The 15,716-nt window shown below is 69.8% G+C and carries 13 protein-coding genes; 11 read left to right on the top strand and 2 right to left on the bottom strand.

What is annotated here, in order from left to right; genetic code table 11:
• The first annotated feature begins 27 nt into the window (after window positions 1-27).
• The 10 genes from STRTUCAR8_RS13545 to STRTUCAR8_RS13500 all read left to right on the top strand — a co-directional run bounded on the left by STRTUCAR8_RS13545 (window position 28) and on the right by STRTUCAR8_RS13500 (window position 10,606).
• A complete protein-coding gene (locus STRTUCAR8_RS13545; protein ID WP_006376266.1) occupies window positions 28-1,143 on the top strand; it encodes an enolase C-terminal domain-like protein in 1,116 nt (371 codons plus the stop codon).
• Window positions 1,144-1,247: 104 nt separating this feature from the next.
• Entirely contained in the window at window positions 1,248-2,612 is a 1,365-nt protein-coding gene (locus tag STRTUCAR8_RS13540) for an ABC transporter substrate-binding protein (RefSeq protein WP_006376332.1), read from the top strand.
• Window positions 2,613-2,624: 12 nt separating this feature from the next.
• Window positions 2,625-3,545 (top strand): carbohydrate ABC transporter permease, encoded by a 921-nt coding sequence (locus tag STRTUCAR8_RS13535; protein WP_006376324.1) that lies wholly within the window; start codon window positions 2,625-2,627, stop codon window positions 3,543-3,545.
• Window positions 3,546-3,622: 77 nt separating this feature from the next.
• The gene (locus STRTUCAR8_RS13530; RefSeq protein ID WP_006376237.1) at window positions 3,623-4,507 is read left to right on the top strand and encodes a carbohydrate ABC transporter permease; all 885 of its coding nucleotides are present in this window, start codon (window positions 3,623-3,625) and stop codon (window positions 4,505-4,507) included.
• 67 nt (window positions 4,508-4,574) lie between these two features.
• Window positions 4,575-4,937: an L-rhamnose mutarotase gene (locus tag STRTUCAR8_RS13525; RefSeq protein WP_006376295.1), complete on the top strand. Its 363-nt coding sequence runs from the start codon at window positions 4,575-4,577 to the stop codon at window positions 4,935-4,937.
• Window positions 4,934-5,638 carry an SDR family NAD(P)-dependent oxidoreductase gene (locus STRTUCAR8_RS13520; RefSeq protein ID WP_006376223.1) on the top strand — a complete coding sequence of 235 codons (705 nt, stop codon included), beginning with the start codon at window positions 4,934-4,936 and terminating at the stop codon, window positions 5,636-5,638. Before STRTUCAR8_RS13525 ends, STRTUCAR8_RS13520 begins: the two co-directional genes overlap by 4 nt.
• Before the next feature lie 2 nt (window positions 5,639-5,640).
• Complete coding sequence (locus tag STRTUCAR8_RS13515) at window positions 5,641-6,669, top strand: aldo/keto reductase (protein WP_044472131.1); 1,029 nt, start codon at window positions 5,641-5,643, stop codon at window positions 6,667-6,669.
• A 142-nt stretch (window positions 6,670-6,811) separates the two neighbouring features.
• Complete coding sequence (locus STRTUCAR8_RS13510; protein WP_006376314.1) at window positions 6,812-9,394, top strand: excinuclease ABC subunit UvrA; 2,583 nt, start codon at window positions 6,812-6,814, stop codon at window positions 9,392-9,394.
• 301 nt (window positions 9,395-9,695) lie between these two features.
• Window positions 9,696-10,076, top strand: a complete 381-nt coding sequence (locus STRTUCAR8_RS13505; RefSeq protein WP_006376259.1) for a VOC family protein — start codon at window positions 9,696-9,698, stop codon at window positions 10,074-10,076.
• A gap of 104 nt (window positions 10,077-10,180) precedes the next feature.
• Window positions 10,181-10,606 (top strand): PPOX class F420-dependent oxidoreductase, encoded by a 426-nt coding sequence (locus STRTUCAR8_RS13500; protein ID WP_006376216.1) that lies wholly within the window; start codon window positions 10,181-10,183, stop codon window positions 10,604-10,606.
• Window positions 10,607-10,642: 36 nt separating this feature from the next.
• Here STRTUCAR8_RS13500 and STRTUCAR8_RS13495 read toward each other — a convergent pair whose 3' ends face one another.
• Both STRTUCAR8_RS13495 and STRTUCAR8_RS13490 read right to left on the bottom strand, forming a co-directional pair.
• Entirely contained in the window at window positions 10,643-11,137 is a 495-nt protein-coding gene (locus tag STRTUCAR8_RS13495; protein ID WP_044472130.1) for a MarR family winged helix-turn-helix transcriptional regulator, read from the bottom strand.
• Window positions 11,138-11,475: 338 nt separating this feature from the next.
• The gene (locus STRTUCAR8_RS13490; protein ID WP_006376194.1) at window positions 11,476-11,916 is read right to left on the bottom strand and encodes a hypothetical protein; all 441 of its coding nucleotides are present in this window, start codon (window positions 11,914-11,916) and stop codon (window positions 11,476-11,478) included.
• 162 nt (window positions 11,917-12,078) lie between these two features.
• Here STRTUCAR8_RS13490 and STRTUCAR8_RS48215 point away from each other — a divergent pair, with 162 nt between their 5' ends.
• Window positions 12,079-15,651, top strand: a complete 3,573-nt coding sequence (locus tag STRTUCAR8_RS48215; protein WP_048818754.1) for an ATP-binding protein — start codon at window positions 12,079-12,081, stop codon at window positions 15,649-15,651.
• Window positions 15,652-15,716 lie beyond the last annotated feature (65 nt).

Here is a 15,716-nt window from a genome sequence, read left to right as displayed (position 1 = left end):
TACTTCCCGCTCCAAGGGGTGCAAGCCGTGCGCATTACCGAAGTCGAGTGCCATCCGGTCCGGGTGCCGGGAGCCAGTCCACCCTTCGTCTGGCGGGACGGACTCCTGGGCAGCCCGGCCGAGGGCGAGGCCGCGGTGCTGCGCATCTGCACGGACGAAGGGGTCGAGGGAGTGGCGATGTCCCCCCGACGGGGCAGCGGGGTCATCCTGACCGACCTGCTCGACCGCGTGCTGCGCAAGGAGTTGGCGGGGCAGGATCCCCTGCAGCGGGAATGGCTCTGGCACCGGATGTGGGAGCTGGACCGGACGGAGGAGGTACCGCTCTATCTGCTGGGTCTGGTCGACACCGCGCTGTGGGACCTGGCCGGACGACTCGCCGACCGGCCCACCTGGCAGATGCTCGGCGGTTACCGCACCTCGATACCCGCCTACGCCTCCACTGTCACCTACTCGTCGGTCGAGGAGTACCTGGACATCGCGGACCAGGCCCTGGAGCTCGGCTACCCCGCCATCAAGCTGCACGCCTGGGGCGACGCCCGCCGCGACGCCCGCCTGTCGGTGGCTCTGCGGGAACACGTAGGAGACGACATCCCGCTGATGTTCGACGGGTCGGCGGGCTTCGACCTCCCCGACGCGGTCCGTCTCGGGCACGCCCTCTCGGACGCCGGCTACCTCTGGTACGAGGAGCCGATGAGGGAGTTCAGTGTCACCGCGTACAAGCGTCTCGCCGACGCGGTGGCCGTTCCCCTCCTCGTGGCCGAGACCTCCGACGGGGCGCACATGAACTCCGCCGACTTCATCCAGGCCGGCGCCGCCACCTTCGGAGTCCGCGCCTCCACGCAACTGCGCGGCGGCTTCACCGGCGCGATGCGCACCGCCCACCTCGCCGACGCCTACCGGCTGCGCGCCGAGGTGCACGGACCGGAGATCCCCAACCGGCACCTGTGCATGGCCATTTCGAACACCACGTACTACGAGTCGCTGGTCATGGGCAACCCCATCAGCCGCGAAAGTGGCATCGACGCCCAGGGGCTCGTCCATGCCCCCACCGGTCCAGGCGTCGCCCTTCCGGCGGGCCTGGACTACCCCGCCGTCCTGCAGGAATTCGTCGACAAGGAGACCGTCACCCCACCCCGGGCCTGATGTCCGGAGCCCCAGGCCCGACCGCCCGTCCAGAACACCCCGAACACCCCGAACGCGGTGCCTTCCAACCGCTGTGCGCCGTTTCCCAAGATCTGAGGTCAGTCATGAACGACGACGTTCCGGTTTCCTCCCGCCGCCAGCTCAGACACACGGCCGTCGCCGTCCTGGGCGCCGTCTCCCTGCTCGCGCTCGCTGCCTGCGGCAGCGCGGACCCCACACCCGCGGCGACTTCCTCCCCCGCGGCATTCAAGCCCGTGGAGCAGCAGGCAGGCAGTGAGATCACGGTCTGGGCGGACGCCGGCCGTGTACCCGGCGTGCAGGCGTACCAGAAGGCGCACCCGGACGTGAAGATGAAGATCGTCACGTACAGCGGCGACGCGAACGGGGCCAACGACCTGCAGACCAAGGTGCAGCTGTTCGACCGGACCGGCAGCGGCTGGCCCGACGTGGCCTTCAGCGCGAACGTCAACGACGGCAGCTGGGCCTCGCAGGGCAAGACGCCCTACGCCGCCCCCGTCAACCGGGACATCATCCGGAAGACCACCCTCGACGGCTTCGCCGACGGCGCGCTCAACCCGTGCACCTTCAACGGCGACACCTACTGCCTGCGCAACGACCTGGCGCAGAACGTGCTCTGGTACAACAAGAAGCTTCTGGACAAGTTCGGGTACTCCGTCCCGGCCACCTGGGAGGAGTACGAGGCACTCGGCAAGAAGGTCGCCGAGGAGCACCCCGGCTACCTGGTCGGAACCGCCGGGGACGCCTGGAGTCCCGAGGTGTACTTCTGGGCGAGCCAGTGCCCTGCCAGCACGGCGACCGGCGCCAAGCAGGTCAAGGTCGATCTGCGGGCTTCCCAGTGCACCAGGATGGCCGAACTGCTCGACAACCTGATCGCCAAGGGCTCGGTCTCCAAGGACACCGTCTTCAGCGCCGGCTTCATCAAGGACAAGGCGAACAAGGTCCTCATGCTCCCCGGCCCCTCCTGGTTCGGCCAGGTGCTCTTCAACTCCACCTTCAAGATCCCCAAGGGGCAGATTGCCGCCGCCTCACCGCTGAAGTTCGAGAGCGACGCCAAGAACTACACCGGCAACGTCGGCGGTGGTCTGTGGTTCGTCTCCTCCCACAGCAAGAACCTCAAGGCGGCTTCCGACCTGGTGACCTGGATGGCGACCTCCGACGACTACCAGGCCACCGCGGGCACGTATCCCGCGTACAAGAAGGCGGCCGTCGCCTGGCTCGCCGGCCAGAAGGAGACCGGTTACTTCGCCGAGGACGTCGGCCCGGTCTTCCAGGAGGCGGCCGAACTCGTCTGGCCCGGCTGGTCCGCCACCCAGTACAGCCAGGAGGCGATCTACTCCTCCACCGTGATCCCTGCCCTGAACTCGGGCAAGACCCTCACCGACACCCTCGGCACCTGGCAGACGGCCATCACCGACAAGGCCAAGTCCCTCGGCTACACCGTCAACTAGCGAAGCGGACCAATGACCACCCACCCCGCAACGGAGCGGAGCGGCCGCCGACGCGGCCGCTCGGCCCGCAACCCGGTCGGACGCGCCGGTTACGTCTTCGTCTCCGGCTACGTCCTCCTCCTGCTCGCCTTCGGCGTCCTGCCCACCTGTTACGCCGTGTGGCTGGCGCTGTCCAACTCCCGCAACCAGCTCGTCGGGATCGGCAACTTCACCCGCACGTTCACCGACTACCGCTTCGGTCCGGCCTTCCTCCACATCGGCCTGTACCTCGTGGTGTGGCTGGCCAGCCTGATGATCCTGGTGGTGCTGCTCTCCCTGATGCTGCACGGCCGCATGCGCAGGGCCTCCACCGGTCTGCGGTTCCTGTTCTACCTGCCGGGCGCCCTCGCCGGGGTGGCGAGTGTCCTGCTCTTCCTGATCCTTCTCGACCCGGCTGCCAGCCCCGTCGGCTGGCTGCTGAAGAGCTTCGGCTGGAACACCCTCGCCCAGGTCAACGCCCCCGGCCACCTGCCCGTGCTCTTCACCGTCATCGCCTTCTGGACCGGGGCCGGCGGCTGGATCGTGGTCATGTACGGCGCGCTCAACAGCATCCCGGACGAGATCCTGGAGGCCGCCCGCATCGACGGCGCCGGCACGCTCCAGATCGCCCTGCGCATCCAGATCCCCATGATCACCAAGTGGATCGCGTACATGCTGATCCTCGCCTTCGCGGCCGGCACCCAGCTCTTCGTCGAGCCACAACTGGTCTCTCTCGCCAGCTGGGGCATGATCCCCGACAGCTGGTCACCGAACCAGCTCTCCTACCAGTACGCCTTCCAGGCAGGCGACTTCAACGGCGCGGCGGCGCTCTCCGTCGACCTCCTCGTCCTGGGCCTCGCCTGCGCGGCGCTCGTCGTCTTCCGTACCGGCCTGTTCTCCAAGGACGAAGGATGACCACGCCTCCCGCGGCCGCGGCCCGCCGAACCCAGCCGCGTCACACCGCCGGCGACCGCACCAGCCCGAGGAAGCCAATGCGCCGGACGCGCCGCCCACGCCCACTGGCCGCCCGGCTGGCCTGGTTCGTCGTCATGGGCCTGTCCGTGCTGTTCTTCTGTGTGCCGGTGGTGTGGCTCCTGCTGGCCCCGACCAAGTCCGACGGCCAGATCGTGCGGGACAACCCGTTCTCCTTCGGCTCTCCAGGCGCGGTCGCCGACGCCTGGCACCATCTCTACGCGTTCCAGGACGGCGCGATCCTCACCTGGCTGCTGAACTCGGCGCTCTACACGTTCGGCGCACTGGTCATCACCCTCGTGACATCGATCCCCGCCGGGTACGCGCTGGCTCTCACCCGGTTCATCGGGCGCCGGATGCTGCTGACCATCACCATGCTCGTGATGCTCATGCCGACGGCCGCGATGGTGCTGCCCCTGTACCTGGGGATGAACGCCGTGCACCTGGACGGCACGATCTGGTCGGTGATCCTGCCCTTCTCCTTCTTCCCGTTCGGGGTCTACCTCACCTACATCTACTTCTCCGCCAACGTCCCGTCCGACCTGCTGTCCGCAGCACGGATCGACGGCTGCTCGGAATGGCAGGTCTTCCGGCTCGTCGCGATGCCGCTGGCCAAGCCCGTGATCGCCCTGGTCGGCTTCTTCAACTTCGTCGGCAACTGGAACAACTTCTTCCTGCCGTTCGTGATGCTGCCCGACAGCTCCCAGTACCCGGCGCAGGTGGGGCTGAACAACCTGCTCGCCGCCTCACCGCTGTTCAACACCTCCAGCGGCACGGGAAACCAGATCATGCGGCCCGAACTGGCCCTGGCCACCCTGGTGACCATCGTCCCCGTGCTGATCGTCTTCCTCTTCTCCCAACGGGCCCTGGTGTCCGGCATGCTCGCCGGCGCGACGAAGGAGTGAGGCGGCGGCCGCCCCTCGTCGATCCGGGCTGTCCGGCAACGAGGCCCACACCCACCGGAAGGACCCGATGAAACGCGTCGCCCAGACGATCCGCCTGCGGCCGGAGCACCGTGAGCTGTATCTGCGCCTGCACTCCGCGGTCTGGCCGGACGTCGAGACCGCGCTCAGGGCAGCGAACATCCGCAACTACAGCATCTTTCTGCGCGAGAACACGCTGTTCGGCTACTTCGAGTACCACGGCGACGACTTCGAGGCCGACATGGCGGCGATCGCCGCCGACACGGCCACCCAGACCTGGTGGAAGCTCACCGGCCCCTGCCAGGAGCCCTGGACCGACACCGGCACCGGGGGCAACTGGTCCGACCTGACCGAGATCTGGCATCTGCCCAGTCCCGCGAGACCTCCAACCCGCTCGGGCCCCGGCTCGTGACCGCCGACGAGGTCGGCTCCGTCGACGGCCTGGGCAGCCGGCGCCAGACCCTCGCAAGAGTGAAAGGCACCCCTTTGAGCAGTACGAGCGGCCTGTCGGGGCTCAAGGCCGTCATCGACCTCGACCCCCCTGGCGCCCCCGAGCCGTTGATCGCCATCAGGGCCGACCTCACTGACGACACATCGGTACGTACCGCCGTGGACGCCACGGCCGGGCAGCTCGGCGGCCTGGACATCCCGGTCAACAACGCGGGCATCGGCGCCGGCGGTACCGTCGAGGACAATCCGGACGCGGAGTGGCACCGCGTTCTCGACGTCAACGTCCTCGGGACGGTGCGCACCACCCGGGCCGCCCTGCCGTATCTGCGGCGCTCGTCGCACGCGGCGATCGTCAACACCTGCTCCATCGCGTCCGCCGCGGGCCTTCCCCGGCGCGCCCTGTACCCCGTCGGCAAGGGGGCAGTGCTGTCGCTGACCCTGGCGACGGCCGCGGACCGTGTTCGTGAGGGCATCCGCGTCGACTGCGTCAACCCCGGCACCGCCGACACACCCTGGGGGACCTGGCTCCTGGACACCGCGGACGAAGTGGCGGCGGCCGTCGTCCACCTGGCGAGCCCCGCCGCGGCCTCCGTCACCGGCATCGCCCTCGCCGTCGACGGTGCCATGCGGGGGCTGCGGCCGCGCCCGGCGGTCGGCGCATGAGCATGAGAGTGACCACGTTGGGCGCCACCGGTGTCAGGGTCACCGAGCTGTCGTTCGGAGCCGCCGGCATCGGCAACCTCTTCCGCCCGGTCACCGACGAGGCCGCCCACGCCACGGTGGAAGCGGCCTGGGACGCGGGCGTACGCACCTTCGACACCGCCCCGCACTACGGACTCGGGCTGTCCGAGCGACGTCTGGGCACCGCGCTGCGCGACCGCGACCGCGACACGTACACCGTCTCCACCAAGGTCGGGCGGCTGCTCGAACCCAACCCCGAAGGCAGTCGCGACGACGATCTCGCCCACGGCTTCGCGGTGCCCGCCGCACACCGCCGAGTCTGGGACTTCAGCTCCGACGGAGTCCTGCGCTCCCTCGAAGCCAGCCTCGACCGCCTCGGCCTGGACCGGGTGGACACCGCCCTGCTGCACGACCCGGACCACCACGCGGAGCAGGCTCTCACCGAGGCCTACCCGGCGCTGGAACGGCTGCGCGCCGAAGGTGTCGTCAAGGCGATCGGCCTCGGAGTGAACCAGTGCGCGCTCCCCGTCCGCTTTCTGCGCGAGACCGACATCGACGTGGTGCTGCTCGCCGGCCGCTACACCCTGCTGGAGCAGGAGGGGCTCGCTGAGGTACTGCCGGAAGCCGCCGACCGTGGCAGGAGCGTCATCGTCGGCGGGGTGTTCAACTCGGGTCTGCTCACCGACCCCGAGCCCGGGGCGACGTACGACTACGCGCCCGCCCCGCCGCACGTACTGGACCGGGCCCTGCGTATGAAGACGGTCACCGAACGCCACGGCGTACCGCTGCGCGCAGCCGCTCTGCGCTTCCCGTCGGGCCACCCGGCGGTCGCGAGCGTGCTGTCCGGCGCGCGCTGCGCCGAGGAGGTCCGCGACACGGTGGACCAGCTGCGGCGAACGGTACCGGCCGCGGTCTGGGACGGCCTGCGCGCCGAGGGGCTGCTGCCCCCGCACGTCCCCGTCCCCGCCACCCCACCGGTCGAGGAAGCCGGCCATGGGGCCGAACACGGCTGAGGTGCCAGCGCCCGTTGTTTGATTCCATGGAAGTAATATCTTAGGAATCATGTTCCGGTTATGCTGATTCGCCGGATGCTGTGAGCACTCGTCCGTCCCGGAGGCCGAAGACCACCGGACGACACGCTCAGGAGGAGAAGCGATGGCGCACGACGAGGTAGCAGGCGGCGACGGACGACCCGGAGCCTCGGGTGCACAAGGGGCGGGCGCGGCGGATCCGCCACTGTTCATCCAGGTGCACGGGGCGAAGGTCCACAACCTGAAGAACGTCGACGTGACGGTGCCGCTGCGCCGGCTCGTCGCGGTGGCAGGGGTGTCCGGCTCCGGGAAGTCGTCGCTGGCGATGGGGGTGCTGTACGCGGAGGGCTCACGGCGCTACATCGAGGCGCTGTCCACGTACACCCGCCGACGTATGTCGCAGGCGCCGCGTGCGTCGGTGGACAGCGTCGAGCACGTGCCCGCGGCCCTCGCCCTGCGGCAGCGGCCCTCGGTGCCCGGGGTGCGCAGCACCTTCGGCACGTCGACCGAACTGCTCAACGTGCTGCGCCTGCTGTTCTCCCGGCTGGGATCACACCTGTGCCCCAACGGCCACCGGCAGGACCCGACGATCGACGTGGCCGCGGGGCTGGACCTGACCTGCCCTGTGTGCGAGGTGACGTTCTACCCGCCGGGCGCGGAGTCGCTGGCCTTCAACTCGGACGGCGCATGTCCGCGGTGCACCGGTACCGGCACGGTCCGGGAGGTCGACGAAGCGGCTCTCGTCCCCGATCCGCAACGCACCATCGCCGAGGGGGCGGTGGCTCCGTGGTCGATGTTCGGGTTGACGGTGATGCCTCAGGTCGTCGCCGAGTTCGGGGTGCGCACCGACGTGCCGTACACAGAACTGACCGCACGCGAGCGCGACACCGTCATGCACGGCCCCGCGGAGCAGCGGCACATCAGTGTCCGGTCCAAGAACGGCAAGTTCTTCGAGCTGGACTTCACCTACCGCAACGCCCGCCGGGCCGTCGAGGAGGCGCTGAACAACGCCACCACCGAACGCGGGCTGAACCGTGTGAACAGGTTCATCAGCGCCCAGGTGTGTCCGGACTGCCACGGCACCCGGCTCAGCGAGCAGGCCCGTGCCACCCTCGTCGACGGCGTCGACCTCGCCGAAGCCACCGCGAAGACGCTCGACGAACTCGTCGACTGGGCCCCCGGCCTCGCGGATACCCTGCCGCCCGAGATGCGCCAGATGGCACGGAACATCGTCGCCACCCTGCTGGAGACCGCCCGCCGCCTGGTCGAACTCGGCCTCGGCTATCTCGCCCTGGACCGTGCGAGCTCCACCCTGTCGACCGGCGAACGGCAACGCGTCCAACTGGCTCGCGCCGTACGCAACCAGACCACCGGCGTGCTCTACGTCCTCGACGAACCCTCCATCGGACTGCACCCCTCGAACGTGGACGGCCTGCTCGGTGTCATGCGCGACCTGCTCCGCGACGGCAACTCCGTGGTCCTCGTCGACCACGATGTCCAGGTCCTGCGCGAAGCCGACTGGCTCATCGAGATCGGCCCCGGCTCAGGCACCGAAGGCGGGACCGTCCTGGCCACCGGTGACGTCGCCGCTCTCGGTAAGGACCCCGACTCCCTGATCGGTGGATTCCTCACCGGCCGCGAACCCGTCCTCGTCCGCCGACGGGCCGGCCGCGACGAGCTGTTCGACCAAGGCCGCATCCACCTCTCCACCCGGCCCCTGCACACCGTGCACGCCCTGGACGTCGACATCCCCCAGGGCCGCCTGACCGCGGTGACCGGAGTGTCCGGCTCCGGCAAGACCACGCTGATCCTCGAAAGCCTGGTTCCCGCGCTCCAGGCGAAAGCCGCCGGCAGAGCGCTGCCCGACCATGTGGCCGCGGTGGACGCGCAGTCGATCACCCGGGTGAACACGGTCGACGCCACCCCCATCGGCGTCAACGTCCGCTCCACCGTCGCCACCTACAGCGGCATCCTCGACGACCTGCGCCGCGCCTACGCCGCCATCGACGCAGCCAGGCAGCGGGGGCTCACCGCCGCGGACTTCTCCTACAACACCGGCTCCCTGCGCTGCCCCCGGTGCGAGGGCACCGGCCAGGTCTCCCTCGACGTCCAGTTCCTGCCGGATGTCGACATCGCCTGCCCCGTATGCGACGGCACCCGGTACGCCCCCGCAGCCGTTGACATCCGCCGTCCGACCGCCGGGAACCCGGAAGACGGAGTCTCCTTGCCCGAACTGCTCGCCCTCACCGTCAGGCAGGCGATCGAGCTGGTCGGAGACATCCGCCGCGTGAGAACCCGGCTCCAGGCCCTCATCGACCTCGGACTCGGGTATCTCACCCTCGGTGAGGACACGCCGGCTCTCTCCGGCGGTGAGGCACAGCGGCTGAAGCTCGCCACCGAGCTGACCCGGAACCAGTCCGACACCCTCTTCGTCCTGGACGAACCAAGCGTCGGGCTCCACCCCCTCGACATCCGCACGCTACTGAACGTCCTCCAGAGACTGAGCGACAACGGCGCCACGGTCATCGTCATCGAACACGACCTGGACATGATCGCCAACGCCGACCACGTCATCGACATGGGCCCCGGAGGCGGCAGTGCCGGCGGGACCGTCGTCGCCACCGGAACACCCGACGACCTCTCATCCGATCCGCACAGCGTCACCGCCCGCTATCTCAACCGCCATCTGCACCCGGCAGAGAGCTAGACCGAGCGGGGCCGAGCCCTGCCAGCCGGGTCGGCCCAGGCCGTGTCCGTCGCAGGCCGCGTCGCTTCAGTGGTCACGGTCGGAGACCGGTCTCGGCCGGCCACTGTCCGGCCCTCGGCCAGGTCCGGTCCGGTGAGCGGGGCTTCGCCTCGATCTCGGCCCGCTCCACGACCGCTTCCTCCTGTCGGCCCAGCCGGTCCGTTTCCTGTCCATGGAAGAATAATTGAAGGAAGTTGCTTCCATGGAATGTAAATGGTTTGCTGGACGCCGAGTCGACCCGCAGCCCCAAGGAGTGAGTGTCATGACCGCCCCCACCTTCAACTCGGTCGCCTGGTTCGAGTTCGGCACCGACCAGCCGGAGAAGGTCCAGGAGTTCTACGGCGAGCTCTTCGACTGGAAGTACGTCCTCAACACCAACACCCCGGGGGTCACCTATCACTCGGTGATGGCGCCGGGTGCCCCGCAGGTGTCGGGCGGTGTGTGGGACTCGCAGGGCGGCTTCCCCAACTACGCGATCTTCTACGTCCTGGTCCAGGATGTCGCCGCGACCGTCAAGCGCGGCAAGGACCTCGGCGCCGAGGTCCTCATGGAGCCGGTTTCCGACTCTGCCGGCTTCACCTTCGCCCGGCTGCGGGACACCGCCGGCAACCACTTCGGCGTCTTCTCCGCGCCCGCCCCCTGAGCGGCCCCTGGGGACCGCGCCCTCCCCGCTTCACGCTCGTGGCCGACGGCGGCCGCCGAAGACGGCCCACGAGTCAAGTCGTACGCACGCGAAAGGCAACCCCCATGCGGAAGATGACCGAGCAGCAGTGGCGGGCGTTCGTCACGCACGGCACTCGCACCGGCAAGCTGTCCACCGTCCGCGCCGACGGGAACCCCCATGTGACACCGGTCTGGTTCCTCCTCGACGGCGACGACATCGTGCTCACCACCGAGAAGGACGGCGTCAAGGGCCGCAACCTCACCCGCGACGGACGGTTCGCCCTCTGTGTCGACGAGGACCGGCCACCGTACGCTTTCGTCCTGCTCCAAGGACGGGCGGAGATCTCCGAGGACCCCGACGACATGCTGCGCTGGGGCGGACTCCTCGGCGCCCGCTACATGGGTGACGGCCGCGCCGAGGAGTACGCCGTACGCAACGGCGGCCCCGGAAATCTTCTCGTCCGAGGCCGAGTCGACAAAGTCATCGCCTTCGCCGGTATCTCCGACTGAATCGGGGGCTCACCGGCACCGCCGGCCCGCCGCGGCTCACGATGCGGGTCGGCCGGGCTGCTTCGGTGTCCGCGCGGCGGCCTTCCGTTCCGCGTCCAGGGTGCGGCCGGCTGCCCGCAGCGTGCTGAGGACGGCGGTCACCTCGCGTACGGACCGCTCGGGAATCACCGACCCGATACGCAGTTCCAGCTCCTCCTCGAAGACCTTCAACGCCCCGTCCACCAGCTTCCGGCCCGCGGGCGTCAGCTCGACGATCGAGGAACGGCGGTCGTCCGGATTGGCCCGCCGCTCGCACAGGCCGGCCGTCTCCAGACGGTCGACCACCTTGCTCGTGCCGCCCACCGTGATCGAGAACTTCTCCGCGATGTCCTGGATACGGCGACCGGGCTGCCGCAGCAGCAGGTGCAGCACCTCGAACGAGGTCAGCGGCAGGTCGTACTCAACCTTCAACCGCCCCTCGATGCCGTCCCACAGCTCGATCTCCAGCGAGACCAGTTCGCGGTACAGCAGCTTCAGGTCAGCGTCAGCCATCACTCGTCTTCCGGCGAATCATCTTCCATGGATGGTTAATCGTAGGCGTTGGTGATGCACTTCAGACGCATACATGGTGGATTTCGGGAGACGGCCGATGTCGGTCACGCGCCCTGCGGCCGTGGGAACAGCACGTTGCTGCTGGGGTGTTCCACATCTGCGGCGAGACGTGCGGGCCTGATCTCCATGCCGGTGTGCCCGTCCTCCACGCGGAGAACGGGCACACCTGGGCCCCTGCTGCCCCCACCGCACCGGCCCCTCCTCCGGGTGCCGTGGTCCCCGCCGTCACTGTGCGCTACGGGATGTCGCCGCCGGGGCCGGTTCCTCGGGCGGGGTCGCTAGAACAGCGACACGCAGGAGTTGCCGTCACCGACGAAGCAGACGTACAGCTTCACGTCGCGGACGTTGTGCCCGTTGCCGCTGACGGAGGCCGAATTGCCGTTGGCGCCGTCGCTGTCCGAGCCGAGCTTGGTGTAACCGTGGTAGTTCCAGCCTCCGTTCTCCCACTTCTGGTAGGTGGTGTAGAGCCCCGCGCCCTTGCCGTCGGCGCAGTTGTCCGAGACGCTGAAGTTCCAGTTGGTGTCGTAGAGCCCGTAGCCGCCGGCTGATCCGACCTGCCAGTAGTTGTAGGAGCCGTCGACGGAGGCGCACCCGTCCCACGTGCTCTTCCAGTAGTTCGCCGCCTGAGCCTGGCCGGAGAAGGCCATGACCAGGCCTGCGGCGGCGGCAGCGATCGCGATCTTCTTCTTGACGCCTCTGAACGTGATGCCGTTGACCACGGCTGTCCTCCTGGATGTCGATGGGTGAGCGGGGTCTTCGTCGTGCTGTTCCTGTCCTGGACCACGGTGCTCGGCCGACCGTCGGGGAACCTTGTACGAACGTTGAATTGGCTGGTCGAAGGCGCCGTGCCAAGGTGAGCACCTGTGACTCAAGGGGGCGCCGTGACGGTTGAGTTCGATGTGCTCGGCAGCGTCGAGGCGCGGGTGGACGGCCGGATCGTCGACCTCGGTCACGCCCGGCAGCGATGCGTGCTCGCGGTGCTGCTCGTCGAAGCCAACCGGGTGGTCTCGGTGGACCAGCTTCTCGAGCGTGTCTGGGCCGACCGTCCTCCACAGCGGGCCCGGAACACGCTCTACGGTTACGTCTCCCGTCTGCGGCAGGCTCTCGCCGTCGCCGAGGGGGCGGAGATCGTCCGACGGTCAGGTGGCTACGTCCTCGACGTCGAGGCGACCTCGGTGGATCTGCACCGGTTGCACGACCTCGCCGGACGCGCCCGCGTGGCCGTCCGGAACGAGGAGGACGAGCAGGCCGCGGCCCTGTTCGGGCAGGCACTCGGCCTGTGGCGGGGAGACGCCTTCGCGGGTCTGGACACCCCGTGGTTCAACGTCCTGCGCGACCACCTGGACAAGGAACGGACGGCGGCCGAACGGGACCACACCGACGTCCGGCTCCGCTGCGGTCACCACACCGGACTGCCTGCCGAGTTGTCCGCCCGGGTGAGGGCACACCCACTGGACGAACGACTGGCCGGCCAGTTCATTCTCGCCCTGTACCGCGGCGGGCGCCCGGCCGACGCCCTCGGCCACTACGAGCGCACCCGGCTCCTGCTGGCCGACGAACTCGGCTGTGATCCCAGCCTCCCGCTGCAGCGACTGCACCAGCAGATACTCACCGTCGACCCCGCACTGAACGTCCCGGCCGCCGACCCCGAGGCCAGACGCGCCGCGGGATCCGTACGCGCCCTTGTGCCGCGCCCCGCGCCCCTGTCCCTGTCGGCGTCCACCGGGCGCGACGGCGGCGCACCGCCCGGTCCCTCGGCTTCGCGGCGGCTCCGGACAGGGCGTCAACTGATCGGACGGGTAACGGAGTTGGCGCTTCTCGACAGCGCGATCGAAGACGCCCTGGCCGGGGCGCCAGGGGTGGTCGAGGTGGTCGGGGAACCGGGCATCGGAAAGACCCGGCTGCTCGGTGAACTGGGCGAGCGCGCTAGGCGGCGCGGTTTCGTGTCCCTGGCCGGACGCTGCGTGGAGTTCGACCGGGCTCCGTACGGGGCGTTCGTGGACGCCCTGGACGACCACCTCGGCAACGTGGACTTCCGTCGGCTCCGGACGGACGGAGCACCGGCCGGCGCGATGGCCCTGCTGGGCACGGTCTTCCCCGCGATCGGTGAGCGTTTCCCGGCCGGCCCGGAGCCGGTGACGGTCGAACGGTACTGGTTCCACCGGGCGGTGCGGACGTTACTCGAGGCCGTGAGCGCGGACGGCGGTCTCGTGGTCAGCCTGGACGACCTGCAGTGGACGGACGAGGGTACGGCCGAGCTGATCGACCACCTGGTGCGGCACCCGCCGAGGACACCGCTGCTGCTCGCCCTCGCCTACCGGCCCCGGCAGGCCCCGCCGCGACTGGCCGCGGCGCTGGCACGGGCCGGAACGGAGGGACGACTGGCGAGAGTCGAGCTGGGCCCGCTGTCCCCGGCCGAGGGAGCGGAACTGTGCGGGGCCAGAACGGATCACTGGCGTTTCAAGCGACTTTACGAGGCCAGCGGCGGCAACCCGTTCTACCTGGAGGCGCTGACCCGGAGCACCGCCGGTGAAGGCTCGCCGGCGGCCGCGGCCGACCTCGGTCCCCTGACCGGAGATCTGCCGCAGTCCGTGCGTGCCGCACTGCTCGAGGAGTTGGGGTGTCTGTCGGCCACCGCGAGGGTCTGTACCCAGGCGGCCGCGGTGCTCGGCGACTCCTTCGAGGCCGACATGCTGGCGGTCGTGGCCCGGACCGGTGAGGCACAGACCCTTGCCGCCCTGGACGAGATCGCGGAACGGGACCTCGTCCGCCAGATCGGCTCCACGCGCCAGTTCCGGTTCCGGCATCCGCTGGTGCGCGCGGCGGTGTACCAGGGGGCGGGCGCCGGTTGGCGGATCGAGGCGCACACCCGGGCCGCGGAGGGCCTGGCCCTGCACGGCGCACCACTGACCGCCCAGGCCTCGCACGTCCAGCGTTCGGCACGCGTGGGGGACGAACACGCCGTCGACCTACTCGTACGGGCCGCCCGTCAGGTGATGACGATCGCACCGGCCACGGCCGCGCACTGGACGCGGGAAGCCCTGCGGTTGCTCGGCGAGCGGAGCCGGCAGCGGCCCGAACTGTGGCTCCAGCAGGCCAATGCGCTGGGCATGGCCGGACGACTGCTGGAGAGCCGCGACATCCTCCGGACGGCCGCCTCCCTCCTGCCCGCGCGAGCACACGACCAGCGGGCCCGGTTGACCGCCCTGCGCGCCACCATGGAGTGGGCGCTCGGCCGGTACGACGAGGCCACGGCGCTGCTGCTCCGGGAGCTGGCGGACCACGACGGCCGATTCGGTCCCGAGACCGCCGACCTGGAGTTGGGCGTCGCGGTGGTGGCGCTGCGTAAGAACGACTTCTCCACGGCCGTCCACTGGGGCGAACGCGCGTTGCACTCGGCGGAGCGTATCGGCGACCCGCTGCAGACCACGTCGGTCCGCGCGCTGCTGGCTCTGGCGCTCACCTCCGCCGGCGACGCCCGGTCGACCGGCTACCTGGACCTGGTGGTGGAAGCGTTCGACGACGCCGATGACGAGCAACTGGCCGGGCGGTTGGACATCATCGTCATGACGGGCTGGGCGGAGTTGCTCCACGAACGCTACGACACCGCACTGCGCCATCTCGCCCGAGGCCTGGAGCTGTCCCGTCGCACCGGCCAGAGCCTCGTGCTCGCCGATCTGTTCGCCGCCTCCGCCTACGCCCTCATGTGGCTCGGGCGTCTGGACGAGGCGGCGACGTACGCCGACGACGCCCTGGAGGCGGCATCACTCGTCGGCAGCAGCGAGCCACGCTCGCTGGCAGAGGTGGTGAGCGCGGCGGTCCTGATGTGGCGGGGAGACTTCGCCGGAGCACTGAAGATCTGTGAGGAGTCACTCGCCCTGGTCGGCCCCGCACCGGGCGCGCGCCGCTCGGCGATCGTCGGGATGCTCGGCCATACGCTGCTGCTCAACGGCGATCCGGCCGGCTGCGTCAGCAAGGTGCTCGAAGCGGGCGGCGGCCCGCACCTGCTCGGGTTCGAAGCACCTGTCCGCCCGACGTGGTTCCAGCTGCTGACGGTCGCGAACCTGGCCCTGGGTGACGTGACCGCCGCCGAGAGCTGGGCCGACCGCGCAGCCGCCGCCGCAACCCCCGACGGGCCGCCCGGGCGGCGCGGGTTCGCGCTGCTGGCCCGCGCCGAGGTGCAACTCGCCCGGCAGGACCCGGCAGCGGGGCCCACCGCGTGCCGGGCCGCCGCGGAGTTCCGTACGGCCCGGATGCCTCTCAACGAGGCCATGGCCCGGCTGGCAGCCGGGACCGCGCTGGCTGCCTCCGGTCGCCAGGCCGAAGCCGTCGCCCAGGTGGAACAGGCGAAGGCCCTGTCCGTCACCTGCGGGGCTCTAGCCCTGTGTGAACTGGCTGATCAGGAACACCGGCGAATCGCCGGCCCGCCCCTGCCTCCGGCCACCGACAGCTGACGTTCCCGAACGGCGCGGGCCGGCGAAGGAGTCTGTCGCGTTTCGGAAACGTCACGAGTCTTGTC

Source organism: Streptomyces turgidiscabies Car8, from assembly GCF_000331005.1.
In the GTDB taxonomy this organism is placed as follows: Bacteria; Actinomycetota; Actinomycetes; order Streptomycetales; family Streptomycetaceae; genus Streptomyces; species Streptomyces turgidiscabies.
This window is presented reverse-complemented; position numbering and strand designations above follow the sequence as displayed.